Annotated in this window: 20 protein-coding genes and 1 tRNA gene; 10 read left to right on the top strand and 11 right to left on the bottom strand. The window is 60.2% G+C overall.

Annotated features, from left to right (window positions below; translation table 11 throughout):
* Positions 1–12 precede the first annotated feature (12 nt).
* Positions 13–89: transfer RNA gene (locus tag ACR0IR_RS10945), tRNA-Met, on the top strand.
* A 165-nt stretch (positions 90–254) separates the two neighbouring features.
* Here ACR0IR_RS10945 and ACR0IR_RS10940 read toward each other — a convergent pair.
* The 5 genes from ACR0IR_RS10940 to ACR0IR_RS10920 all read right to left on the bottom strand — a co-directional run bounded on the left by ACR0IR_RS10940 (position 255) and on the right by ACR0IR_RS10920 (position 6,038).
* Positions 255–1,487, bottom strand: coding sequence for a DUF3179 domain-containing (seleno)protein (locus ACR0IR_RS10940; RefSeq protein ID WP_170362723.1), 1,233 nt, complete (start codon positions 1,485–1,487; stop codon positions 255–257).
* A 47-nt stretch (positions 1,488–1,534) separates the two neighbouring features.
* Positions 1,535–3,208 (bottom strand): sulfatase-like hydrolase/transferase, encoded by a 1,674-nt coding sequence (locus ACR0IR_RS10935; RefSeq protein ID WP_170362724.1) that lies wholly within the window; start codon positions 3,206–3,208, stop codon positions 1,535–1,537.
* 128 nt (positions 3,209–3,336) lie between these two features.
* Positions 3,337–4,317: a CobW family GTP-binding protein gene (locus ACR0IR_RS10930; RefSeq protein WP_170362726.1), complete on the bottom strand. Its 981-nt coding sequence runs from the start codon at positions 4,315–4,317 to the stop codon at positions 3,337–3,339.
* A 4-nt stretch (positions 4,318–4,321) separates the two neighbouring features.
* Positions 4,322–5,794, bottom strand: coding sequence for a guanitoxin biosynthesis MBL fold metallo-hydrolase GntH (gene gntH, locus ACR0IR_RS10925; RefSeq protein WP_217357055.1), 1,473 nt, complete (start codon positions 5,792–5,794; stop codon positions 4,322–4,324).
* Between the two features lie 10 nt (positions 5,795–5,804).
* Positions 5,805–6,038, bottom strand: coding sequence for a hypothetical protein (locus ACR0IR_RS10920; RefSeq protein ID WP_170362728.1), 234 nt, complete (start codon positions 6,036–6,038; stop codon positions 5,805–5,807).
* Between the two features lie 99 nt (positions 6,039–6,137).
* Here ACR0IR_RS10920 and ACR0IR_RS10915 point away from each other — a divergent pair, with 99 nt between their 5' ends.
* The 6 genes from ACR0IR_RS10915 to ACR0IR_RS10890 all read left to right on the top strand — a co-directional run bounded on the left by ACR0IR_RS10915 (position 6,138) and on the right by ACR0IR_RS10890 (position 10,584).
* Positions 6,138–7,472: a hypothetical protein gene (locus ACR0IR_RS10915; RefSeq protein ID WP_170362730.1), complete on the top strand. Its 1,335-nt coding sequence runs from the start codon at positions 6,138–6,140 to the stop codon at positions 7,470–7,472.
* Between the two features lie 282 nt (positions 7,473–7,754).
* Positions 7,755–8,204 carry a c-type cytochrome gene (locus ACR0IR_RS10910; RefSeq protein ID WP_170362732.1) on the top strand — a complete coding sequence of 150 codons (450 nt, stop codon included), beginning with the start codon at positions 7,755–7,757 and terminating at the stop codon, positions 8,202–8,204.
* 24 nt (positions 8,205–8,228) lie between these two features.
* The gene (locus ACR0IR_RS10905; protein WP_170362734.1) at positions 8,229–8,549 is read left to right on the top strand and encodes a hypothetical protein; all 321 of its coding nucleotides are present in this window, start codon (positions 8,229–8,231) and stop codon (positions 8,547–8,549) included.
* Positions 8,550–8,603: 54 nt separating this feature from the next.
* The gene (locus ACR0IR_RS10900; protein ID WP_170362736.1) at positions 8,604–9,176 is read left to right on the top strand and encodes a c-type cytochrome; all 573 of its coding nucleotides are present in this window, start codon (positions 8,604–8,606) and stop codon (positions 9,174–9,176) included.
* Positions 9,177–9,185: 9 nt separating this feature from the next.
* A complete protein-coding gene (locus ACR0IR_RS10895; RefSeq protein WP_170362738.1) occupies positions 9,186–10,085 on the top strand; it encodes a c-type cytochrome in 900 nt (299 codons plus the stop codon).
* Between the two features lie 37 nt (positions 10,086–10,122).
* Positions 10,123–10,584 carry a c-type cytochrome gene (locus tag ACR0IR_RS10890; RefSeq protein ID WP_170363840.1) on the top strand — a complete coding sequence of 154 codons (462 nt, stop codon included), beginning with the start codon at positions 10,123–10,125 and terminating at the stop codon, positions 10,582–10,584.
* Positions 10,585–10,682: 98 nt separating this feature from the next.
* On the opposite strand, the gene ACR0IR_RS10885 is transcribed toward ACR0IR_RS10890, so the two are convergent.
* From ACR0IR_RS10885 to ACR0IR_RS10870, 4 genes are all read right to left on the bottom strand, one after another.
* Positions 10,683–11,462: an IclR family transcriptional regulator gene (locus ACR0IR_RS10885; protein ID WP_170357980.1), complete on the bottom strand. Its 780-nt coding sequence runs from the start codon at positions 11,460–11,462 to the stop codon at positions 10,683–10,685.
* An 11-nt stretch (positions 11,463–11,473) separates the two neighbouring features.
* Entirely contained in the window at positions 11,474–12,832 is a 1,359-nt protein-coding gene (locus tag ACR0IR_RS10880; protein WP_093962896.1) for a TRAP transporter large permease, read from the bottom strand.
* Positions 12,832–13,497, bottom strand: coding sequence for a TRAP transporter small permease (locus ACR0IR_RS10875; RefSeq protein ID WP_093962895.1), 666 nt, complete (start codon positions 13,495–13,497; stop codon positions 12,832–12,834). Before ACR0IR_RS10875 ends, ACR0IR_RS10880 begins: the two co-directional genes overlap by 1 nt.
* Positions 13,498–13,563: 66 nt before the next feature.
* Entirely contained in the window at positions 13,564–14,802 is a 1,239-nt protein-coding gene (locus ACR0IR_RS10870; RefSeq protein ID WP_093962894.1) for a TRAP transporter substrate-binding protein, read from the bottom strand.
* A gap of 108 nt (positions 14,803–14,910) precedes the next feature.
* On the opposite strand from ACR0IR_RS10870, the gene ACR0IR_RS10865 reads away from it, so the two are divergent.
* Positions 14,911–16,506 carry a GMC family oxidoreductase gene (locus ACR0IR_RS10865; protein WP_170362740.1) on the top strand — a complete coding sequence of 532 codons (1,596 nt, stop codon included), beginning with the start codon at positions 14,911–14,913 and terminating at the stop codon, positions 16,504–16,506.
* Between the two features lie 44 nt (positions 16,507–16,550).
* Here ACR0IR_RS10865 and ACR0IR_RS10860 read toward each other — a convergent pair whose 3' ends face one another.
* On the bottom strand, positions 16,551–17,753 hold the full coding sequence (locus ACR0IR_RS10860) for an APC family permease (protein WP_254441508.1): 1,203 nt from the start codon (positions 17,751–17,753) through the stop codon (positions 16,551–16,553).
* A 386-nt stretch (positions 17,754–18,139) separates the two neighbouring features.
* Here ACR0IR_RS10860 and ACR0IR_RS10855 point away from each other — a divergent pair, with 386 nt between their 5' ends.
* Both ACR0IR_RS10855 and ACR0IR_RS10850 read left to right on the top strand, forming a co-directional pair.
* Positions 18,140–19,528: a bifunctional enoyl-CoA hydratase/phosphate acetyltransferase gene (locus tag ACR0IR_RS10855; RefSeq protein WP_170362744.1), complete on the top strand. Its 1,389-nt coding sequence runs from the start codon at positions 18,140–18,142 to the stop codon at positions 19,526–19,528.
* Entirely contained in the window at positions 19,525–20,772 is a 1,248-nt protein-coding gene (locus ACR0IR_RS10850; RefSeq protein WP_170362746.1) for an acetate/propionate family kinase, read from the top strand. Before ACR0IR_RS10855 ends, ACR0IR_RS10850 begins: the two co-directional genes overlap by 4 nt.
* Before the next feature lie 224 nt (positions 20,773–20,996).
* Here the strand turns inward: ACR0IR_RS10850 and gph are convergent, their stop codons facing one another.
* Entirely contained in the window at positions 20,997–21,671 is a 675-nt protein-coding gene (gph, locus tag ACR0IR_RS10845) for a phosphoglycolate phosphatase (RefSeq protein WP_170362756.1), read from the bottom strand.
* Positions 21,672–21,680 lie beyond the last annotated feature (9 nt).

Raw genomic sequence — 21,680 nt, 5'->3', positions numbered from 1 at the left:
AACCCAAAGTGTCGCGGGATGGAGCAGCCCGGTAGCTCGTCAGGCTCATAACCTGAAGGTCGCAGGTTCAAATCCTGCTCCCGCAACCAAATCCACAAAATCAAACCTATCCACAAAACCCAAGCTGTGGACCAAGGCTAGACCTATACCGATTGGGCAATGTCCTAGGACGCGAAGCAGATGCGCTTTGGGAATGCTTATCCGAATGCATTCCCCTGGGGCGCCGCACCTTCACGCTCGATGAGCCAATCCGACTAACTTTCGTTCGCGCTAACGCCGATGCGATTGACATCTGTGTTGGGAAAGAACTCAGCCCAGACGTGCCAGAACAAACCGGCGCGCAAGGTTTCAACCCGCGTGAGTTGCCCCTGATCGCTATTTCCCCAAAAGTCACAACGCTTTACTGGGTTGCCGCTGTCGTTGTACCAGACCCCGAGGCTTTCGAAATGTGGGTCTATTTGCACCACAAGATCACGCCCGCCGGCTTGTGTGTTCAACAGCCAGTTCTGGTCAACCACGAAGTCGTCGGTCCAACAGACGACATCCGACCCGATGGTCACGCCCCAAACAGGTGTCTTGTTGGGCAGGCGTGTGTCAGGCGCGCGCTCCATGTTGTCCATGACGGGGTCAGCCTCTTGATGCTGCCTGGCGATCCCCCAACCGAAAATGATCTCCAGCGCCATGTCCAGCAGTCTCAGGAACGGGTTGCTCGACGGCTTGTTCAGAAAAACCTCACCGTCTGGATAGGCTTTCTTGAAGCCACGGAATGTCATGCGGAATGTTGGCCATGGCTCCATTTGAGCTTCCGGCCGCAATGGGCAGGCGGGACCGTCCGACGCGGTGTCCCGATCCGCTTCTCGGAACCCATAGATGTGTTGGATCGGTTCCCCGGTGTCGTTGTCCCGCAGGATCAGGTTGTTGCCATGTTGTGCTAAAACTTGTAGGTTCAGCCGCTTCCCTTCGATGGATGGCATGTAACCCTGACCAAGATTGGCCATTGCGCAATAGGTCATGACAACGTCTTCGCCCCCAAGCCCCTTGGCATCGCCGGCCAGGTGGGGTCGCATGATCTGGGCGTCAGGATGGGCCCGGGCGTGATCGCCGTTTGTCATCACGATCACGGGCGCGGTCGGTCCGACGAACCGTTCCGCTTCAGCAATGCTGTAATACCGGGCTGTGTTGAGTTGGTTTCTCAACCCCAAATGGACCCACACATAGGGAAAACCATACAGAACCAATGCCAGAGCCGCGCCCACCCACCAGATCGCGCCGATGCCAGCACCGAACGCAAAGCGGGCTATGGTGGCAACCGCAAAAGCCGCAAGGCCAAGCCCGATCAACCGATATTCGTTGCGAATGAAGCGGATCATGTTTTCTCGCTTTACCTTCAACAACATCTGGGAGACGTCGCCGAGGTCGCGGAAATAGAGAAAGCCAATCCCGAGCGAGACAGCGAGTCCGATATAGAAGATCAGGTTGGCAAGCATGGAGGTGCCTCTTGAACGTGGCGGGCCGAGGTGAGGTCGGATTGCAGTTAGCGTTCGACCGCAGCCTGTTTGGTCAGAAAGGCTTCGACCGCGGCAACGGTTTCCGGGCGCAGGTTTTCGATGCCTTCATAGGGCACGCCGCGCGCAGGTTCGGTATCAGGATACAGCTTCTTTCGGGCAAGATGCCGGCCCAGAATGCGCTGGAATTCCTGGCCGCCCCATGCGCCGACTTCGGTCGAAACCGGGTACTTTTCATGCGTATCCCGATAAATATCGAAAAAATTCGCCAGAATTGCACTTTCTCCGGCACCCGGAAGGTTCAGTTTCAACTGATCCTTCACGATCGCCTTCGGGGACGCCACCGAATAGATGATCACGTGATCGCGGCGCGTTTTCGACTCATCACCGAACAGGATTGACGCGGATTGGTCCACCCCATCCACAAGCCTGTCCCGTGGGATGAACGCGTCGGCACCAGCGAGGCGGGACAGGGTCGTATACAGATCCGACACATGGATGATGTTGTTCACGATCGAGTCCGCCTCGATCACTCCGGGCCAGCGGATGAAGGCATCCACACGTACGCCGCCTTCTGTCGTATCTCCCTTGCCGCCGCGGAAAATCATCGGCGTGAAACCAGACTGTGGGGAATATTTCGTGAAGTGTCCGTTGTCGCCCATCAGCACCACGATGGTGTTTTCGGCCACGCCAAGCGTCTCCATCTCGTCAAAGAGCACACCCAGGTATTCGTCCAGCAGCTGCAACTTGTCTGCGTAAAGGCCGCCATTCACGCTTTCTGGGCCATCGCGTCCGGCGCGCGTGTTGTCCAGCGGGATCATCGGCCAGTACTGCAGAAAGAAGGGGGTGTCGCCGCCTGCCAGCCGCTGCAGTTCAGACAGCGCCTTGAGCTGGAACTGTTCGTTCATCTCATCGTATTTTTCTGCGTCCCACCGCTCGCCGGCCTGCATGCGGATTTCGCGGATTGGACCGCCAGCCTCACCTTCGATGACGGTGGCCATGGCGGCAGGATCGGGGCGGAACCAATCGTCTACGATGTAGTCCTCTTCGAAGTCCTGGATGCCGACCGAGACCTGCTCGCGGATGGCGTCATCGTTGAAGATTGTCAGCTGACCCTGTTGATGGATGGCATGCTGTGCATAGTCGAAACCCTGGTTCATCGCCCAGCTTTCGGCGATATCACCCATATGCCACTTGCCGACATGGCTGGTGGCATAGCCGGCCTCTTTCAGAACCTCTGCCAGCGTGACCTCATCTCCGGGAAGGCCAAAGCCGGCAATGTCAACCGTGGTATCCCCCATGCCCATGCGCACCGGCAGGCGCCCGGTCATCTGGGCCACGCGCGTCGGCGTGCAGGAGGGCTCGGTATACATTCGAACCATGCGCATGGCTTCGTCCGAGAACGCATTGATGTTGGGGGTCTCAATTCCGCGTACCGCATTCAGTTCGGGAATGCCCATGTCGCCGAAACCCAGATCGTCGATCAGAATGGATACGATGTTGGGAGGGTTGCCAGCATTGCCTTCACGGAACTCTGCCAGCACCGCATCGACGGCAGCGTTGTCTTCAATCCACTGCTCGCCATTTTGCGCTTCCAGAATATAGTACTGTGCGTCATGGATGATCGGCGTGTCCTGCGCAAAAAGCGGGGAAGACAACAGGATCGAGATGGCCGGCGCCAAACAAAAAAGTCTTGTGAACATTAAGGGTTCCCCGCTGCAGGAAGGTTGCGATTGTGACAAGTCTAATTATTTCGGCCTCTAAATCAAATTCGGGGGCGGTGGCACGAGGGCCGGTCGCCCCGTTTGAGGCCCAAACACCGGCGTGATCACTAGGCTGTTTCGAACAGGGCGTCGGTGAGCACGTGTTCCGAAAGCGCACCTGGCGCGCCGATTGCCACAAGCCGCGTCTCGGGCTTTCGGTCCCCCCATGCGCCATCCCGTGAGATATCCATGCGCTTTCCGACGACCTGCACAAGAATGCGATGATCCGGGTCCTCCTCGCTGAAAACAAATCCTTTGAGGCGATAGACGTCGCCCGGTAGCTTTCGAATTGCGCTTCTCAGCGATGACAGGCTGATGGGTTGCTTGGCCTTCATCATCGTTGTTGAAAAGCCGTCTGAATGATCAGCGTGTCGGCACCCGCAGTCAGGCCCATGCTCATGATGCTCCGGCACTTCTGTCTCAAGCTGTTCGGCAGCAAACCGGCCGACCGACAGCAATATGTCCAGCGGGACATCCGCATTGACCGCTTCGACCAGGCGATACCTGCGGAAACGCGAGCCGAGCCAGTCGTGCACTTTCTGGACTGTTTCTCTGCTGACCAGGTCCACCTTGTTCAAGATGACCATGTCGGAGAACGCGATTTGCCTGAGTTTCAGCTCCATCTGCTCTGGTGCGGCGAACAGCTGCTCGGCGTCGACAAGGCACATGAGGCTGTCGAGCCGGATCATGTCCCGGAACTTCTGGTCCGTGAACGTCATCGCAATTGATGACGGGTCCGATACGCCACTGGCCTCGAGGACGATGTATTCCGGTTTCTCCGGTCGGGCGAGAACGGCCTCGACCGTTTCGATCAGGTCATCCCGGATCGAGCAGCACACACACCCATTCGCCAGGCTCATCACATCATCTTCCAGGCCAACCACAAGATCAGCATCCACATTGATCGAGCCGAAATCGTTGACCAGAACCGCAACCCGCAGACCATGATTGCCGGTCAGGATGCGGTTCAGAAGGGTAGTTTTCCCCGCCCCGAGAAAGCCGGTCAGAATCGTGACCGGAATTGCCGAAGTCGAACCAAACTCGATCATAGTGTCACTCCGTCTTCTTCTTGCGGTTTGGAATGACGTCGTCGGTCCTGATCACGAAGTCGCTGGGCCATTCGGGATTGGGCGCACGGAACACGTCGGAGGGGTAGTATTCCTTGGGATCGATCTCCATGTCACGGTACTTTTGGTCCTGCTGCTCGGCGCGCGACGACCGCGGGGCAGGTGGCTTGATTTCATCTGGCAAGGTGATCTTGCCTTCGGCTTCCATCTTGCCCAATTCACGGAACGGTGCGACCGAGCCTGACTTGCCGGGCAGTGTCGCCTTCCGATACCAGATCGCATCTTTTGTGACGTTGACCACGGCCACGTCCAGACCCCAGGCGAACAGCCCATCATAATGGGCCCGGATACCCGCCAGCATCTCGGCATCAATGTCCTCGTCCTGCGTGTAATGGGTCACCATCGCAAGCCGGGGGCGTGCCTCAGCCATCATCTTGCCAACCGCATAATGCGAGGTGTGATGGGTATCGATCGTGTAGTTGAACAGCTCCTGCGGCAGGCCGTATTTGTAGGTCATCAACTGGCCGATATCCTGACCGGACATTTCGGTGACGAACACATCAACGCCTTTGCCGTATTCAAGGCTCAATTCATCCGGTCGGCCGTCCCCGGTCCAAACGAAGCTCAGGCCGTTCCAATCCAGGCGATACCCGACGGCGCCGTCCTTGGCATGGCTGCGTGGCCAAGAGCGCACGGTGACGCCATCTTCGTCATAGACGATGCCGCCTTCCTGACGGAAATCGAACTCGTTGACCTCGATTTCGTAACCGTCTCCAATCGGGAATACGTCGAAGGCCTCTAAATGCCATTTCAGCATTTGCTTCATGCCGTCCACCATGCCCGCCGTCCCAAGCTCGGGGGTCCGACCGGACGGGCCGTGGATCCGCAGCGGCGTGTAGCCGCCGGACCAAGCTCTGAACGGATAGATATAGGGGATGTCGGCGTAGTGATCGACATGCAGATGCGTGATGAAGATATCGTTGATCAATTGCGCAGGCACCTGCATCCCGATGATGTTGCGCACACAGCCCGACCCGAAATCGAAGAAGAACCGTTTTCCATTGCCCAGCTCGACCATCACACAGGTGCCTGCCTGATCCTCACGCGGAGGAAACGGCGTTGACCCGCAGAACGAGATGCGCATCTCGTCGGGCCCCAATTCCTCGGAAAGCGGGAAATAGTTTGCGTTCGACCCGGTCATGTATTTCGTCGGCCGGAAGTACTCTGGCAGAGTGATGCCGCCGGCAGGCCGGCCGCCATAGGGGTTCTTCAGGCTTTCACCCAGAGGGCCGTCCCCCTCATGCGCCTGTGCTGCGCCGGAGCCGTAGCTGACAGCCCCCGTTGCCACCGCACCTGCCGCCAGCCCCTGCATGACATGCCGGCGCGAAGGGTTTTCGATTTCATCCGCTGGCTGGTTTTGTTCGTTTTCGTGATCGTTGCTTTGGTCTTTGTCGGTCATTGCTATACCCTCAGTCGGATGCGTTTCTAAGATTGCGCTTCGCCAGACGACGAAGCTCGTTCACAAGTTCAGATTTGATGTGGGCCCATTCCTCGCGCTCGGACGCGGTGATCGACGTATCCTTGAGCTTTGCGCAGACTTTGCCGAAGTCCTCGATGGCCTCGCTCAGAAACGCGTCCGCCTCGAACTGGCTGGAAAGCGCAGTCGAAAGCTCGGGTAGCTCGTCTTTGAGGTCGTCCGTCACTGGATAAAGCCCGATTCCCACTATCTATTCTCGCATCAAGATGCGTGCGGTTGACCGGGGCGGCCAAGTGAGTCACCGTGAGTTGGGGGTGAGTTTGCAGTGAACCAAGCCAATGATTTATCGATAGATCAAGATGTTGGGCTGCCATCACCTGACCTGGTTCGGCAGGCGCTGCGTGACGTTGTCGCCAGCGCCGAGTTCCAAACTTCGCCCCGGCTTCAGCAGTTTCTGACCTATGTCGTCGAGGAAGCCCTCGCCGGTCGCGGTTCCCAGATCCGCGGCAAGGCCATCGCAGTCGAAGTGTACGGTCGCAGCATTGATGGCAGCGGTGGTCGAAATCTGGTTCGGGTAGAGGCGAGGCGACTACGGCGTTTGCTGCGTGAGTTTTACGAAGACCATTGGGACGGCCAGGGCGTTCGGATCTTCGTCGATCCTGGCGGATACAAACCGCGGTTTTCGCACCAAGCTTCCCCGGATGATCCGAAGTCGGACTTGGCAAGCCAAGGCCCGCCCCGTGAACGTAGGCACCTGCGTGGACTTCTGTTGGTCGGGCTGGGCGTTGTGGCCATGATCGTCATGCTGGGCATGTGGCTGAGACCCGGCAACGACGAGGCCGGGCAACCCTCCAACACCACCCGGCAGGCCGAACGGGCTGCGCTTGGTCAGCAGTCGCTTGCCCGATTGCAGGCGGCCAACCTGGCGGATCAGGCGCGGGGGATGTTCTTTCCGGTATTCGATGTCAAACGCCAGCAGATCGCCCTGGGAATGTTCCAGCATTCCACCGAGCTCGACCCGGCCTTGCCCGATGGCTATGCGGGAATGGTGCAGGTCTTGGCCACACTGGCTCTGCTGTCTCAAGACGAGGGCACACGAGAGGATCTGTTGCGCCAAGCATCCCAGATGTCAGGAACGGCACTTGAGTTGTCCCCGTCGGGTGCTTGGGCCAACGCCTCGAATGGCTGGCGATTGGCGGTGTCGGGCGACGCCGATGAAGCTTTGAAATACGCGCGGCTGTCTGCCGAACTTGCGCCTGAAGATGGGCATGTTCTGGACCTTGTCGGGATTGCCGCCCTGATTGCGAACGAGCCCGAACTTGCGGCCGAGGTCAGCAATCCGTCGCGGGTCAGATCCGGATCCGGACGATTTGGGGCGAGAAATATCTGGGGCGTATCGCAGCTTGTGCTCGGGAACTACGAAAACGTTGTCGATGCCTTTCAGGGTGCGCCTGCTGCAGGAGCGCCCGTAAGCGGGCCATCACTTTTGTTCCAGGCCGTCGCTCATGATCAGCTGGGCAATTTTGACGAAGCGCAAAGACTTGTTGATGAGTTGGAGGCCACGTGGCCGGATTTTCCGTCCGAATTTCTGGTGCAAAGGATCTTTCCGGGTGACGCCGATATACGGAAGAAGATACTCGGATCTCTGGCGAAGTACTGACAGACCCGTCGCAGCCTGCGCCGCTAAGAAGTCTTCAAGTTCCAACTGATGGCTTCGTGCGCGGCCCAGCTCGGCGTTGACGTTTCGGTGCTGCAGTCCATCGTCGGCTTTGGGGAAACTTGCGGCAAACTTTTCTTGACCTTCCAGCGCGGGAATGGGGCAGACAGTCCCCCGAAACTGTGCGCAAGGCGGCAAGACCGGCAGGTCAAGCAGGTTTGTTCAGTGTCAGACCGTTTTGGTGTCGCCCGCGCCAAGCCAAAAACAACCGAGTGAAACGAGCCGATGAACAAACTGACGCTATTGGTAGGCGGCGTTCTGATCGCAGGCGCTGCCGTGTTCGCCTACAACCTCAGCCAACAACCTGCAGGGCACTCGATGGAGGTGCCTGACACCTCGTCGCTGTCGCGGGGGGACCCGATCGCGCAAGTCAGCGTGCCGGCGACGTTCAGTGCGCCGGCCCAGATGGGCAAGGTTGCCTTTGACGTCAAATGCGCTGTCTGCCATGGGGCGAATGCCACGGGTTTGGAAGGCCTGGCTCCGCCCTTGGTGCACAAGATCTATGAGCCCAGCCACCACGGGGACGAGGCTTTTCAGCGGGCGGTTCAATATGGTGTTCAGGCCCATCACTGGCGCTTTGGCGACATGCCACCGGTCGCTGGCTTGACCCGTGCAGACGTGCAGGGCATCGTTGCCTATGTCAGGGAACTGCAGCGCGAGAACGAGATAAACTGAACCTTGCACAGTTGGGCGGACAGGATGATCGGACGGTGGGTTCTGGCCTTGGGCCTGGTTCTGGCCGGTATTCTGGTGTTCTCGGAACCCGCCTTTGCGCATGGGGGCGATGGGGGCACACATGCCGTCGTGGATCTGGAAGCAACCGACCCCGACCATGTCGAACAGGGCTACCCGGGCCATTGCCACGGCGGGGCCTTCTGCAACGGCGTGGCCATGACCGTGGCCGCGCCCGTCGTTTCCGCGCTGGTCTCAACGATCAACCGCCGTGCCATCCCGTCGGGCCAATACCGGATGTTGCCGGTGGCCCTGTTCGATCCGCCCCCGCCGCGCGCCGTGTCCTGAGTCACGAAATGCCTTTTCTGGGGGCGAGTTGAAGCAGACATACAGGACAAGATGATGACCCTTTTCAAACTGACGACGGGCGCCGTGCTGGCGTCGATGATTGCCGTGACCGCCCTGGCGCATGGTGGCGCCACAGGGATCGTGAAGGAACGCATGGACGGCATGTCCGCCATGAAGGACGCCATGAAGACCCTGACGCCGATGATGCAGGGCAAGACGCCCTATGACGCCGGCACCGTCCGAGACGCAGCCGAGACGATCGGCCGCCATGCCGGCGACAGCATGACCCGGCTGTTCCCCGAAGGCAGCGATGGCATGCCCTCCGAGGCCAAACCCGCGATCTGGCAGGACTGGGACGCCTTCGCCGAACTGGCCGAACAGCTGCAGACCTATGCCGAGGGGCTGGCCTTGGCGGCCGACAACGGGCTGATGATGGCCGGTGCCGGGCAAGGGTCCGGCTTGATGGGCGGATCGGGCATGATGGGCGGCGCTTCGATGATGGGGGGCGGGGCCATGACGGGCGGCCCCCCCGGGCGCGAGGAGCTGTCCGAGATGCCCGCCGATGGCGTGTTCATGATGCTGGGCCAGACCTGCTCGGCCTGTCACACGCGGTTTCGGTCGGAATAAGGTGCTTCGATGAAACGCCTCTATCGTCTGGTCCTTGCCTCTGCCGTACTGGCTGCGGCGGGGCTGGCCGCCGTAATCGCGTGGCCGATCGGTCTGACGCCGCAACTGCCCGACCTGACGGGCGACGTTGACCGCGGGGCCTACCTGGCGCGGGCGGGCGGCTGTATCGCCTGCCACACCAACTTCGCCGAGGGCGGCGCGCCCCTGGCCGGCGGCGTCAAGCTAAAGACACCCTTTGGCACGCTGTATTCCCCCAACCTGACCACCGACCCGGACCACGGAATCGGTGGCTGGACGATCGAGGAATTCGCCAAGGCCGTACGCCAAGGCGTGGCGCCGGACGGGCAGCCCTATTACCCGGCGTTCCCGTACCCGTTCTACGCCGAATTCACCGATCAGGACATCGCCGACCTGTGGGCGGCGTTCCAGACCGTGCCCCCGGTGGCCACGCCGTCGCGCCCGCAGCAGATGGCCTTTCCCTTCAACCAGCGCTGGGGGCTGAAACTGTGGCGCGCGGCGTTCCTCAAGCCGCCGCGCACCGATCCGGTCCCCGGCAAAAGTGATGTGTGGAACCGCGGCCGGCTGCTGGTCGAAGGCGCCACCCACTGCGCCGCCTGCCACACCGGGCGCAATCTGCTGGGCGCCCGCAAGTCGGATACCGGGCACTTCAAGGGAAGCGATGCCCTGCCGGGCGGCGACAAGACGCCGGCCATCGACTCTGCAACCCTGCAGAGGCGGGGCTGGACGGTCGACAGCCTGGCCTATGCCCTGCGCACAGGTATCATGCCCGACGGTGACGTATTCGGCGGCGCAATGGGCGAGGTCGTGACCTACGGCACCCGCTTCCTGACCGAAGAAGACCACCGCGCCATGGCCACCTATCTGCTCGATGCCCATGACGAAGGGTAAAAAGGTGGAGCCGCCGCGCCGAGTGATCTCGCCAATGATGAAATGGGGTACACCGGTGGCCGTTGTGATCATCGGTGTAGCCAGCGCTCAATGGTGGATGTCAAAAGGGGTGCCTGACGGTGCATCCGCCGATCCGCTACGTGGGGCGGCGCTTTATGCCGAAAACTGTGCGTCGTGTCACGGGGTCAAGCTGGAGGGTCAAGCCGATTGGCAAACGCCTGATGCGGACGGCGTCCTGCCAGCCCCGCCGCATGATCGAACCGGGCACACCTGGCATCATGGCGATGGCCTATTGTTCGACTATACCAAGTTGGGCGGCGAGGAGATGCTCAAGCGAATGGGAGTCTCGGGGGTCCAAAGCGGAATGCCGGGATTTGCCGACAGCCTGTCCGATCAGGATATCTGGGACATCCTCGCGTTCATCAAGGACAGTTGGCCCGAACGCGAACGCGCGATTCAACGCCAACGTACCGAGGCGGAAGCCCGGGCAGGCAACTGATTTTTTGTCGGAGTTTACGCGTCAATTCTGTGTCTGCTCAAGTCGGTTGGGCGAGATCACTACTCGCCTCCGCTCGGCTCGGTCCCGTGTTCGCCACCCTATGAAGCAAGCAGACCCGACAGTTTGAGTGCCCCGGACTGCAGCAGTGGCAGGAATTGCTTCAGGCTTGTCAGATCGTGCCGCTGCGTGGGGGCGTGCACGGACAGAGTGGCCGCAAGCCGGTCATTCTCGTCAAAGACCGGAACCGCGACGGCGGCCATGCCGGGCATGAACTCCTCGTCGTCGGTCGAGTAACCGTTCTGGGCGATTTTGGCGATCTCGGCACGCATGGCCGTGGGGTCGGTAATGGTTTTCTCGGTGTTAGCGGTCAGCCCGCGGGCCGAGAGAAACCCATCCAAGGTGTTTCGGCGCAGGGTCGAGAGGTACATCTTTCCGCTGGCGGTGCAGTGGAATGGCACCTGGGTCCCAATCGGCAGCTGGATTCTCAGTGGCCATTTGGTCTCGACCCGGTCGAGATAGATCATCCCCTCGCGGTCGGGGATGGCAAGGTTGCAGGTCTCACCAATTTCGTCGGCTACTCCGCGCAGAATGGCCAGGCGGGCCGTGCGGAGATGTTCGGACGACACGGTGTTCACGGACATCTGCCGCAACCGGGGGCCGGGCCCATAGGACCGGCCGTCCAGATCTCGTTGAAGGAACCCTTCGGCCTCGGCCGTCTGCAGCAGCCGGTGGACCGTCGGCTTTGCCAGACCCAACGCTTCGATCAGATCTGCCGGTTTGACCGCGACCCCGCGCCGCGCGACCTCTTCCAAGATCAGCAACAGGCGCAGGTTCGTTGGAATCTGGGTGTCCTTGTCTTGTGTGTCCGTCGCGGTCATCCGGCTACAGTCTAGTTTTTCGGCAGTAGTATCAAGGCCAGATCAGGCACCAGTGACACCAGAATCCAGACCGAGAGCAACGCCACCAGATAAGGCACCGTATACCGCAGAAGCCGGAAATACGGCACGCCTGTAACTCCCGAGGCGACATACAGGTTCAGCCCGTATGGCGGCGTGATGAAGCCAATGGATGCTCCGACAAGGAAGATCACCGAGAAGTGGATCGGATCAATCCCGACCGAAGCTGCGATCGGCGCCAGAATCGGGGCCAGAATGATGGTCACCGGCAGGCTTTCCAGAACCATGCCCGAGAAAAACACGATCACCATCGAGGTGAACAGAACAGCATGGTAGCCCCCCATCGAGGTCACGAAATTGCCGATCGTTTCCTGGGCCCCCAACAGGGAAAGGATCTGCTGCATCACCACCGAGATGGCAATCAGAGGCGCCAGGATCCCGGTGATCTGTGCCGAACGGATGACGATTGACGGGATCTCGGGGATCGTGAAACCCTCGACCACCAGCATTTCGGCAAAGCTCTTGTCCGTTGGGGAAACATCGTCGCGGGCGCCCATGATCCGGTTGATCGGATAACTCACCAGCCCGGCGATGACGCAGAAGCCAACAGTGACCCCGGCGGCCTCGGTCGGAGAGAACTTGCCGGTGTAGATGCCCCACAGCACAAGCCCGATGGCAAAAAAGCCCAGCCACGCGCCGAAGGCGGTTTTCAGAACGCGGTTCAGCTGCAGCGGGATCAGGTGACCCCAGCCGTTCATGCGGCAGATGATCCAGCAGGCAAACTGCATCCCGATCACCATCAGCGCGCCGGGCAGAATGCCGGCCACGAACAGCTCGGAAATCGGCAGGTTCATCAGGAACCCATAGACGATGAAGATGATCGACGGCGGGATGATGATCCCGACCGTGCCGCCCGCTGCGGCGGTTGCCGCGCTAAATCGTTCGTCATACCCGCCCTTGACCATCTCGGGGTGCAGCATCGATCCGATCGTGGCGGTCGTGGCCGAGTTGGACCCCGAGATCGCTGCGAACAACCCGCAGGCCCCAAGCGAAGCCATCGCCAGACCGCCGCGTATCCATCCGAGACAGGCATAGGCGAAGTCGCTGAGCCTTCGGGCGATACCCGACTTGTTGATCAGGTCTCCGGTCAGGATGAACAGGGGCATGGCCAGCAGCGCGAAGCCCTTGTTGAACACGTTCAAAAGCTCGGCGCCCATGTTGTCGAGCGTCAGGCCCAGAACAAACGAGCAGCCGATCACCCAGTAGCCGATGACCAGAAGGACCGGCACGCCCAACATGAACAGGAAAGTCACGCCGAGCGAAATCAAAGTAACCCAAGTTCCGTCTGCCATCAGTCTGCCCCGATCACGGCCTGCTTGATCAGCGGCTCGCCTGTTTTGAAGTTGCGCAGATCGTCCGCCAGGTTCTGGAACACTCGGCCGACCATAAGAAAGAATGACAACGGTGCCGCCAGCAGGAACCACCACTGCATGACGTTGTCCGTGCCCAGAACGATCTGGAAGTTGGACGCTGACAAGGCCACCAGCCGCGACGTGGTCACGATGACGATGACCGCGAAGATGAACCACAGCACCGCGTCCAGGATCAGGCAGGCCAACTGCCCGCCACGTGGCATCGCGGTTCGGAATTCGCTGAAGCTCAGATGCGTTCTGAGGCGCACGTTGTAGGAGGCCCCGAACCACGCCATCACCATGAACAGCAAGGGTGGAATCGTTGTGGACCAGGGTTCCTGGTCATTGAAGACGAACCTGTCGATCACGCCCCAGAAGATGATCAGCGCAATGGCCAGATAGGAATACACCATCACAGATCGTTCCAGATGGCGCTCGATGAAGGGAACCTTGCGATAGATCAGCATGACCAGAAGCCCGCCCAGCGCAGCGACGACGGCGCCGACAACCCATGCTGCGTCGGACTCCAACGCTGATTGAATTTCAAAGGAATCCTGGCTGAGAAAGGCGCTGAATATCGCGCCGATGTCTGCCCAAAATGACATGAACCCCGTCCTCCCAGTCGGTCTTCGGATGAACCGGCCCACGCGGGGCCGGTTCAAATCAGTTTATCAGGCTTGGCCCATCCACCAACGGCGCGGCTCGACATTTTCGGGCAGGGTGTCTGCCGGGATCTCGCGCGCGATGTCGTAGATCTCCTGATAGGTGTCGATGCCGCCGGCCCATTTGTTCAGGCGCTCGCGCCATTCTGCCCAGGGTTCCGGGTTGAAGTTCGGGGCACACATTTCCTCGGCCAGCTTGATCTGGTCGTCCGGCAGGAAGGCCGCACGCACACCGTTCTCGGCAAAGATCGTGTTGGGCAGCTGCGGATCCGAGAAGCCGACCGTGTTCAGCAGCGCAGCTTCGTTCGCACCCTGGATCAGGGCCTGCGTGAAGTAGGACGATTCCATGACCGCATCCTGCAACTCGCCGCCCAGGCTGTCGAAGACCTTGGCCGACATCGATGTGTGTTCGGTACCGCAGAAGAACTTGAGGTTGACCGACTGGGAAACGACCGGCGCCATGTTCGCATAGGCCACCGCCGATGCCCAGGTTTCGGCCCCATCGATCAGACCGGTCTTCAGCGCATCCAGCGTTTCTTCCCAGGCCACCGGAACCGGGTTCAGGTTCAGCAGCTGCATCGCGATCCGACCCAGCTGAGTGCCGGTCACGCGGTTCTTGGTGCCAAACAGCTCTTCCAGTTTGGTGACGGTGGGCTTGTCCGCAAAGGTCGACCCCATCTGCAGCCCGCGCAATTCGCAGTGGGTGAACAGGAACTTCAACCCGTGGCGCTTCTCGAGCGGCTCGCGCAGGATCCGCTGGCTGGCGGGGCTGTAGAAGAAATGATACTGCGCTGCGCGGCTTGGGAACATGTAGGCATAGTCCAACACGTTCAGATAGGGTGCGCCACCGGCCGAGTTCTGGGTCGAGGCCGCGTAAATGTCCACGATGCCCTGCTGGGTTTTCTCGACACAGCTCAGCTGACCGCAGATCTGGTTGTCGCCGATGAATTCGATGCGAATCTCACCGTCCGTGCGCTCTTCGAGGTCGCGGGCGAACTCGATGGCTCCGGCCCGTTCGATGAGAAGGTTGCGCGTGTTGAAACCTGCCGCACCGAATTTCAGCGTATGCTTGGGCTCTTTCGAGAACCGTTTTTCATACGTGGATTCAGCCGCCTGCGCGAGATTGGCAAGGCTCATGGCCCCACCGAAACCCCCTGCTGCCAGCAGAGTGGAACTCATGCCATAGCGTCCGGCAACGCGGAAAAAGTCCCGCCGTGAAATGCCACTTAACTTTCGTCCGATCTCCATTGCTATCCTCCCGTTTCGCAATTATTGAGACGTTTTGTATCAAAAAATGCTAGCTTAATTCATGCATCTTGCATAGGGTTTTTTTAGCAACTGCGGGAGGAGCCGATCATGGAAGTGGACTATGTGATTGTCGGTGCCGGTTCTGCGGGATGTGTCATCGCCAATCGGCTTAGTGCTGATCCCCAAGCCAAAGTTGCGTTGATCGAGGCGGGCGGACCAGACACCAACCCATGGATTCACATCCCGGTCGGGTACTTCAAGACCATGCACAACCCCTCGGTCGATTGGTGTTATCGCACCGAGCCTGACCCGGGCCTGAATGGGCGTTCCATTGATTGGCCGCGCGGAAAAGTATTGGGCGGGTCGTCCTCGTTGAACGGGCTTCTCTATGTTCGCGGGCAGAAGGAGGATTACGACCGCTGGCGCCAGATGGGAAACGTCGGTTGGGGCTGGGACGATGTTTTGCCCCTGTTCAAACGCAGCGAAGATCAAGAGCGTGGAGAGGATGAGTATCACGGCGTAGGTGGCCCGCTGTCCGTCTCCAATATGCGCATACAGCGCCCTATCTGCGATGCCTGGGTCGCCGCGGCGCAGGCCGCAGGCTACCCGTTCAATCCCGACTACAACGGTGCCAACCAGGAGGGCGTCGGGTATTTTCAGCTGACTACGCGCAACGGTCGTCGTTGCAGTGCGGCCGTCGCCTATCTCAAGCCCATTCGCAACCGGCAGAACCTGACGATCATCACGCGCGCGCTGGTGACGCGGGTTGCCATGGACGGCAAGCGCGCAACAGGCGTCGTTTACCGCGATCGGTCGGGCGAAACCAAAACGGTGAAAGCCCGGCACGAGGTCATCCTGTCCGGGGGGGCAATCAACTCTCCGCAGATCCTGATGCTGTCAGGCATTGGTGACCCCGATCATTTGAAGGCAAACGGAATCGAACCCGTTCACGCCTTGCCGAACGTAGGCAGGGGGCTGCAGGATCACCTGCAGGCGCGCCTGGTATTCAAGTGCAACGAGCCGACCCTGAACGATGAGGTGCGAAGCCTGTTCAACCAGGCCCGCATCGCGCTGAAATACGCGTTGTTCCGGGCCGGTCCCATGACCATGGCGGCCAGTCTGGCAACCGGTTTCATGAAGACCCGTCCCGATGTTCAAACCCCGGACATCCAATTTCACGTCCAGCCCTGGTCGGCGGACAGCCCTGGCGAAGGCGTGCACCCGTTTTCGGCCTTTACGATGTCGGTCTGCCAGCTCAGGCCGGAAAGCCGTGGAGAGTTGCGGTTGGACGGACCGGACCCCGCCAGCTATGTCAAAATCATCCCGAATTATCTGTCGACAGAAACCGATTGCCGAACGATTGTCGCGGGCGTCAACATCGCTCGCAACATTGCGCGCCACAATCCGTTGGCCTCAAAGATCTCCGAGGAGTTCCGACCGACGGCCGATCTGTCCTGTGACGACTATGAAGGTACGTTGGACTGGGCACGCTCGAATTCGGTGTCGATCTATCATCCGACCGGAACCTGCGCGATGGGCACGACCGACGCGGCCGTTGTCGGTCCTGATTTGAAGGTGAGGGGGATCGAGGGGTTGCGCGTGGCCGATTGCTCGATCATGCCGGAAATCGTCAGCGGAAACACCAATGCGCCCGCCATCATGATCGGCGAGAAAGCCAGCGATCTGATCGCGGGACACGGCTGACACGGCGTCTGTGGGCCAGTTATTGGCTGGGTAAGGTCAGAGCGTCATTCGACGGGCAATCCGAATACCGCGATTGCTGCGCCAAGAATGCAGAACAAAACAAACACCAACGCGCGGAAGCGCAGGTTCTGCTGAGATGCCGACCGGGCCGCGATCCCGGCCTGCAGCGCGTAATAGACTGCAAAGGCGCGGGAAGCGTAGCTGATGATTTCAAAGACATTCGCTGTCCAGGTCAGTATCAACCCGACGCCAACCAGAACGGTATAGGCGGTCCTTTCAGAGACGCGCCCGCCTGAAATCTCGGACAGCAGTCCACCGGACCCGCTGGTATCCGCGACGGCGGCGCTGAACTGGGCCGACAGGGCCGCAATAACCAGAAGAACGGGCAGTATCGGGGCGACGACCTGCATCAGGTCAATGATCGCCGTTTCGTCCAGAACCAAGCCGCCCGGTTCGACCGAATAGGTCAACAGGCCGATATAGATCAGGTAAACCGCGCTTGCGATCAACTGGGCCCACCGCATGGAGCGAATGCGGGTTTCCGCATCATAGGCGTGGCCGAGGTAACGCGAGGTTTCAAATCCCTGCACGGTGACGATCAGCCCGGCCAATAACATGAGCGCGTGCGAGCCGCGCTCGGCCGGCGGGTCAAAGACAAGTGCATCGTGGCTGTATTGCTCGGCAAAATACGTGGCAAGTCCGACAAGCAGCCCGGCGATGATTGCCAGTTTCAGGCCGACTGAAATCTGCTCCAACCGTTCCAGCGCGGAAAACCCCCGGGTGCAGCCAACGAAAAGGATCAGCACAAGCACGCCCGAGGTCACAAGGCGGGCATGAAACGCGTCATCCACCTGGGTCAGGCTCACGCCAAACGAGCCGAACAGGTTCAGGTAGTAGGCGACCGAAATGAAGTAGGCAAAAGACAGGCTTGCCGACGCGACCCTTTCGGCCCGCTCGATACCGGCACCCCGGTCGGATCTGTGCGCAATGTCGCGGATGTTGTATCGAATTGCGCTTCCAAACCCCCAGGCCGCGGCGCAGAGGCCCAGCATGGCAAGCGGGGCCAGATCGCCAAAACTGACGTCCAGGATTGGACCAAGAACAAGGAACCCGCTGCCGATGATCGACGCCAGCGGGGTGATCGAGGCTCTCCACATCCGGGAATTGGCGACACGTGGCCAAACCAGAATGGCCAAGACCACCACGACCGCGGCCAGGATCAACGTATTCTGCAACTCGGTCGTCAAGGGAACGGTTCGGCCTCGCTAGTGCTCGTCGGGACGCCGCTGGTGGGGGTTCAATCGCTGAGGGGCGATCATGGTATGTTTACCGGCATCCAAGGTCGCTCAGATTTACCAATCAGCGGTATCCCGTTCAACTCTGGCGCTTGGTTGTGCCGCGTTCCATCGCCTTTTCCCAAGCCAGATGGCGGGCGCGTCAAAAAAACCGGGTGGCTGTCAACGTCTTGTTGCATCGCTCGTGCAAGGTCTTCCGGCACGCAAATATGACGTGACGTGCCGGGGTATGAGTTGGACATTTCGCGTGTAATCCATCAGGTTCCGGGCAACACAGCTCCGGTCGCTCGGCCCTTGTATGGCCGCGTTCGGCGCGCAATATTCGCAGGTTGAACCAGATGCAGTATCACAACAAACCCTATGATCAGCTCAACATCGGGGACACGGCCGAACTGAAGCGTCTGTGCACCGAGGATGACTTTTATGCCTTCGCCGCGAATTCGGGCAATCACAACCCGCTGCACCTGGCCCATGAGGACGGGGATGGAGACGACCGGCCCGAGGCGGTGGCGCCATCGCTGTTCGTGGGCGCGCTGATCTCGGCTGTTCTGGGAAACATCCTTCCCGGGGCCGGGACGCTTTATAAGTCGCAACAGTTCGACTTCGTGGGCCGTGCCATGGCCGGGGACGAGCTTTTGGCGCGCGTGGTCGTCACCGAAAAGCGTGCCAACCGCGAGGTGGTCTTGGATACCAACGTCACCCGATGCAGGGATGATGCGGTCATCGTCAGCGGCAAAGCCGTGGTAATCGCCCCGGACCGCGCGCTGTCGTTCCGTGAAATCGAGGTTCCCGGCCTGATCGTCCAGCGGCACCGTCACTTCGACGCGTTGCTGGAGAAATCCCGGCCGCTGGATCCCATCCCGACCGCCGTCGTTGCCCCGGAGGACCCGAACTCGCTGGGCGGCGCGATCCTGGCTGCGCGGGAAACGATCATCGAGCCGATACTTGTCGGTCGCCCGGACCTGATCGGGCAGGCGGCGCAGGAACTGGGCGAAAAGCTGGATGGTTTCGAGATTGTCGCCGCGGAAGAGCATAGCGAAGTCGCCCGCATCGCCGTCGACCTTGTGGTCGAAGGCCGGGCCGGGGCGCTGATGAAGGGGCATCTGCACACCGATGATCTGCTGAGGGCCGCATTGCGTAAGGATCAGGGATTGCGCGCGGGCCGCCGCTTTACCCATGTCTTCGTCATGGACGTGCCCGGGCAACCGCATCCGCTGCTGGTCACCGACGCCGCGATCAATATCGAGCCCGATCTGCAAACCAAGATCGACATTACCCAGAACGCGATTGATCTGGCGATCTCGATCGGGATGGAAACGCCCAAGGTCGGCGTACTGTCGGCGGTAGAGACGGTGAACCCGGCCATTCGGTCCTCGATCGACGCGGCGTTGCTGTCCAAGATGGCTGAACGTGGCCAGATCAAAGGAGGCTTGGTCGACGGTCCTCTGGCAATGGACAATGCGGTCAGCATGGCCGCAGCACGGATCAAGGGGATTGTCTCGCCAGTGGCCGGACAGGCCGACATACTTGTGGTTCCGAACCTGGATGCGGGCAACATGCTGGCCAAACAGCTGACATATATCGCCAATGCCGAAGCGGCAGGGGTGGTTCTGGGGGCGAAGGTGCCGATCATCCTGAACAGCCGCGCGGATGACGACAAGGCGCGTTTGGCATCCTGCGCCGTGGCTGCCCTGCACGCCGCCCGCATTGCCGGGGGGCGGTCATGAGCCATGTCATCACGCTGAACGCAGGCTCGTCGTCTCTGAAGTTCGGGCTGTTTTCGTTGCCATCCGATGACCCGGTTGCAATCTGCACCGGAATCGTGGACCGCATCAGCGCCGCTGGCGCGACCATCCGCGCCAAAACGTCGGATGGCCGCACGTTGGGCGGTGATGTGGCAGACGGGATTGCCGATCATAACGAGGCCCTGAACCATGTTCTGGACCTGATCGTCCAGCAATTTCCCGCGGCCAATATTGCAGCCGTCGGCCACCGCATCGTTCACGGTGGTCCTGACCACGATCAACCGATCTTGCTGACACCTGAAAGCCTTGCAGCGCTTGACGAACTCTCGCCGTTCGCGCCGTTGCACCAGCCCTACAACCTCAGCGGCGTTCGTGCCTCGGTCGAGCGGTTCCCCGATGCGGTGCAGGTTGCCTGTTTCGACACCGCCTTTCATCGCAGTCACCCTTGGGTCAACGATACGTTTGCCTTGCCGACCGAGTATTATGACAAGGGCGTTCGCCGTTATGGGTTTCACGGCCTCAGCTACGAATACATCTCGGGCCATCTGGCCAAGACCGCGCCGCTGCTGCATGGCGGCCGGGTCATCGTGGCGCATCTGGGCAACGGCGCGTCGATGTGCGGTATGATCCACGGCCGCTCGGTCGGGTCCAGCATGGGGTTCTCGGCCATAGACGGTCTGCCTATGGGAACCCGATGCGGCCAGTTGGATCCCGGTGTCGTCCTCTACCTCATGGACCAGAAGGGCATGAGCGTGGATGAGATCACCGAACTTCTGTATCGCAAATCCGGTCTGCTGGGTCTGTCCGGTCTGTCCAGCGACATGCGCACGCTGGAAAAGTCCGACAGCGGCAGCTCGCGCCGGGCCATCAGCTATTTCAATTTTCGTGCGCGGCGTGAACTCGGTGCCCTTGCGGCTGTGCTGGGTGGGCTGGATGCGGTGGTGTTCACTGGTGGGATTGGCGAGAATTCTGCGCTGGTGCGCGAAAGGATTTGCGTCAACATGGGGTGGTTGGGGATTGAACTGGACCATGATGCCAATACGGACCACGCCCGGATCATCTCGACACCGCTGTCCCGGGTTCAGGTCATGGTCATCCCCACCAACGAGGAACTGGTGATCGCCCGTGCGGCTGCTCGTTTCGTCTATCCGCACATGTACGAGACGCTATTGGACAAAGCGAGCCCAGCCGCGCCGCCCCCGGCCGATGGTTCGGGGCCTGAGTGATCAGGCGCTGGACGTCAGCGAAGGAAATTCTGCGAATTTTTCGCAAAAAATGTCTTTCTACGGGAAACCCCCAATTTCGGGCAGAGGTGGGCTGGGCTATTGTCTGATTAACCAAGGTGAAACTTGGCCTACCACTTTCCCCGAAGAGGGGCTGGCTACCTACCCCCTCAGCCGGCCCCTCAAAAACCCCAGAAAATCAGTTGAATCCCTTGGCAGCCAAAGCCTTAGAGCTCGGTGCCAGATAAGCCCGTTATGCGCATTGCCAGGTCAAGGAGTCGCGAATAATCGTCGAAGCTGGCCAAATGAGGAAGTTCCGAGACCGGCGACTTTCTATACCCTTCCGAATACAGAAGAAATGGGATTTGGGCACGTTGGGCGGTTTCTGCGTCCACTTCGCTGTCGCCCACAAAGACACGCGCGTCGTTTGAACCCAGTGCCTCGAACGTGGCGGTCAGGTGGGCGGGGTCGGGTTTGCGGGATTTCACTGTATCTCCGCCGATCACCACGTCGAAGAACTGCGCCAGATCCAGAACCTCAAGGATATGCCGCGCGGGCGTTTCCGGTTTGTTGGTGCAGACCCCTAGCGCGATATTTGCAGCCCGCAGTCGTCTCAGAGCGTCTTGGACACCTGGATAAGGCCTGGTCATTGCACTTGATGCCTGGCTGTAATGGTTCAGCGTGACCTGTGTGAGTTCGGAATGACGCTCGATGCTCAGGCCGCAGTGAAGGATCACGCGCTCAACCAGTTTTGGCAGACCATTGCCGACGAATCCCTGGATCGTTTTGTCGGGCAGGGGCGCAAGGCCCTGATCGGCCAGCATCCGGTTCGCTGCTGCCGCAATGTCGGCCAGGCTGTCTACCAGCGTGCCATCCAGATCAAACACGATTGCCGCCGTCATCTCCGCTCC

This window comes from Ruegeria sp. CF2 (assembly GCF_056537385.1).
The sequence above is the reverse complement of the archived record's forward strand: the minus strand, read 5'-3'. Positions and strand labels throughout refer to the sequence as shown.

What these genes read in the sequence shown, in the direction of transcription:
- ACR0IR_RS10940 (WP_170362723.1), bottom strand. Translation starts at nt 1,487, where the DNA reads ATGCTTGCCAACCTGATCTTCTATATCGGACTCGCTGTCTCGCTCGGG.
- ACR0IR_RS10935 (WP_170362724.1), bottom strand. Translation starts at nt 3,208, where the DNA reads ATGTTCACAAGACTTTTTTGTTTGGCGCCGGCCATCTCGATCCTGTTG.
- ACR0IR_RS10930 (WP_170362726.1), bottom strand. Translation starts at nt 4,317, where the DNA reads ATGATCGAGTTTGGTTCGACTTCGGCAATTCCGGTCACGATTCTGACC.
- gntH (WP_217357055.1), bottom strand. Translation starts at nt 5,794, where the DNA reads ATGACCGACAAAGACCAAAGCAACGATCACGAAAACGAACAAAACCAG.
- ACR0IR_RS10910 (WP_170362732.1), top strand. Translation starts at nt 7,755, where the DNA reads ATGAACAAACTGACGCTATTGGTAGGCGGCGTTCTGATCGCAGGCGCT.
- ACR0IR_RS10905 (WP_170362734.1), top strand. Translation starts at nt 8,229, where the DNA reads ATGATCGGACGGTGGGTTCTGGCCTTGGGCCTGGTTCTGGCCGGTATT.
- ACR0IR_RS10900 (WP_170362736.1), top strand. Translation starts at nt 8,604, where the DNA reads ATGACCCTTTTCAAACTGACGACGGGCGCCGTGCTGGCGTCGATGATT.
- ACR0IR_RS10895 (WP_170362738.1), top strand. Translation starts at nt 9,186, where the DNA reads ATGAAACGCCTCTATCGTCTGGTCCTTGCCTCTGCCGTACTGGCTGCG.
- ACR0IR_RS10890 (WP_170363840.1), top strand. Translation starts at nt 10,123, where the DNA reads ATGAAATGGGGTACACCGGTGGCCGTTGTGATCATCGGTGTAGCCAGC.
- ACR0IR_RS10885 (WP_170357980.1), bottom strand. Translation starts at nt 11,462, where the DNA reads ATGACCGCGACGGACACACAAGACAAGGACACCCAGATTCCAACGAAC.
- ACR0IR_RS10880 (WP_093962896.1), bottom strand. Translation starts at nt 12,832, where the DNA reads ATGGCAGACGGAACTTGGGTTACTTTGATTTCGCTCGGCGTGACTTTC.
- ACR0IR_RS10875 (WP_093962895.1), bottom strand. Translation starts at nt 13,497, where the DNA reads ATGTCATTTTGGGCAGACATCGGCGCGATATTCAGCGCCTTTCTCAGC.
- ACR0IR_RS10870 (WP_093962894.1), bottom strand. Translation starts at nt 14,802, where the DNA reads ATGGAGATCGGACGAAAGTTAAGTGGCATTTCACGGCGGGACTTTTTC.
- ACR0IR_RS10865 (WP_170362740.1), top strand. Translation starts at nt 14,911, where the DNA reads ATGGAAGTGGACTATGTGATTGTCGGTGCCGGTTCTGCGGGATGTGTC.
- ACR0IR_RS10855 (WP_170362744.1), top strand. Translation starts at nt 18,140, where the DNA reads ATGCAGTATCACAACAAACCCTATGATCAGCTCAACATCGGGGACACG.
- ACR0IR_RS10850 (WP_170362746.1), top strand. Translation starts at nt 19,525, where the DNA reads ATGAGCCATGTCATCACGCTGAACGCAGGCTCGTCGTCTCTGAAGTTC.
- gph (WP_170362756.1), bottom strand. Translation starts at nt 21,671, where the DNA reads ATGACGGCGGCAATCGTGTTTGATCTGGATGGCACGCTGGTAGACAGC.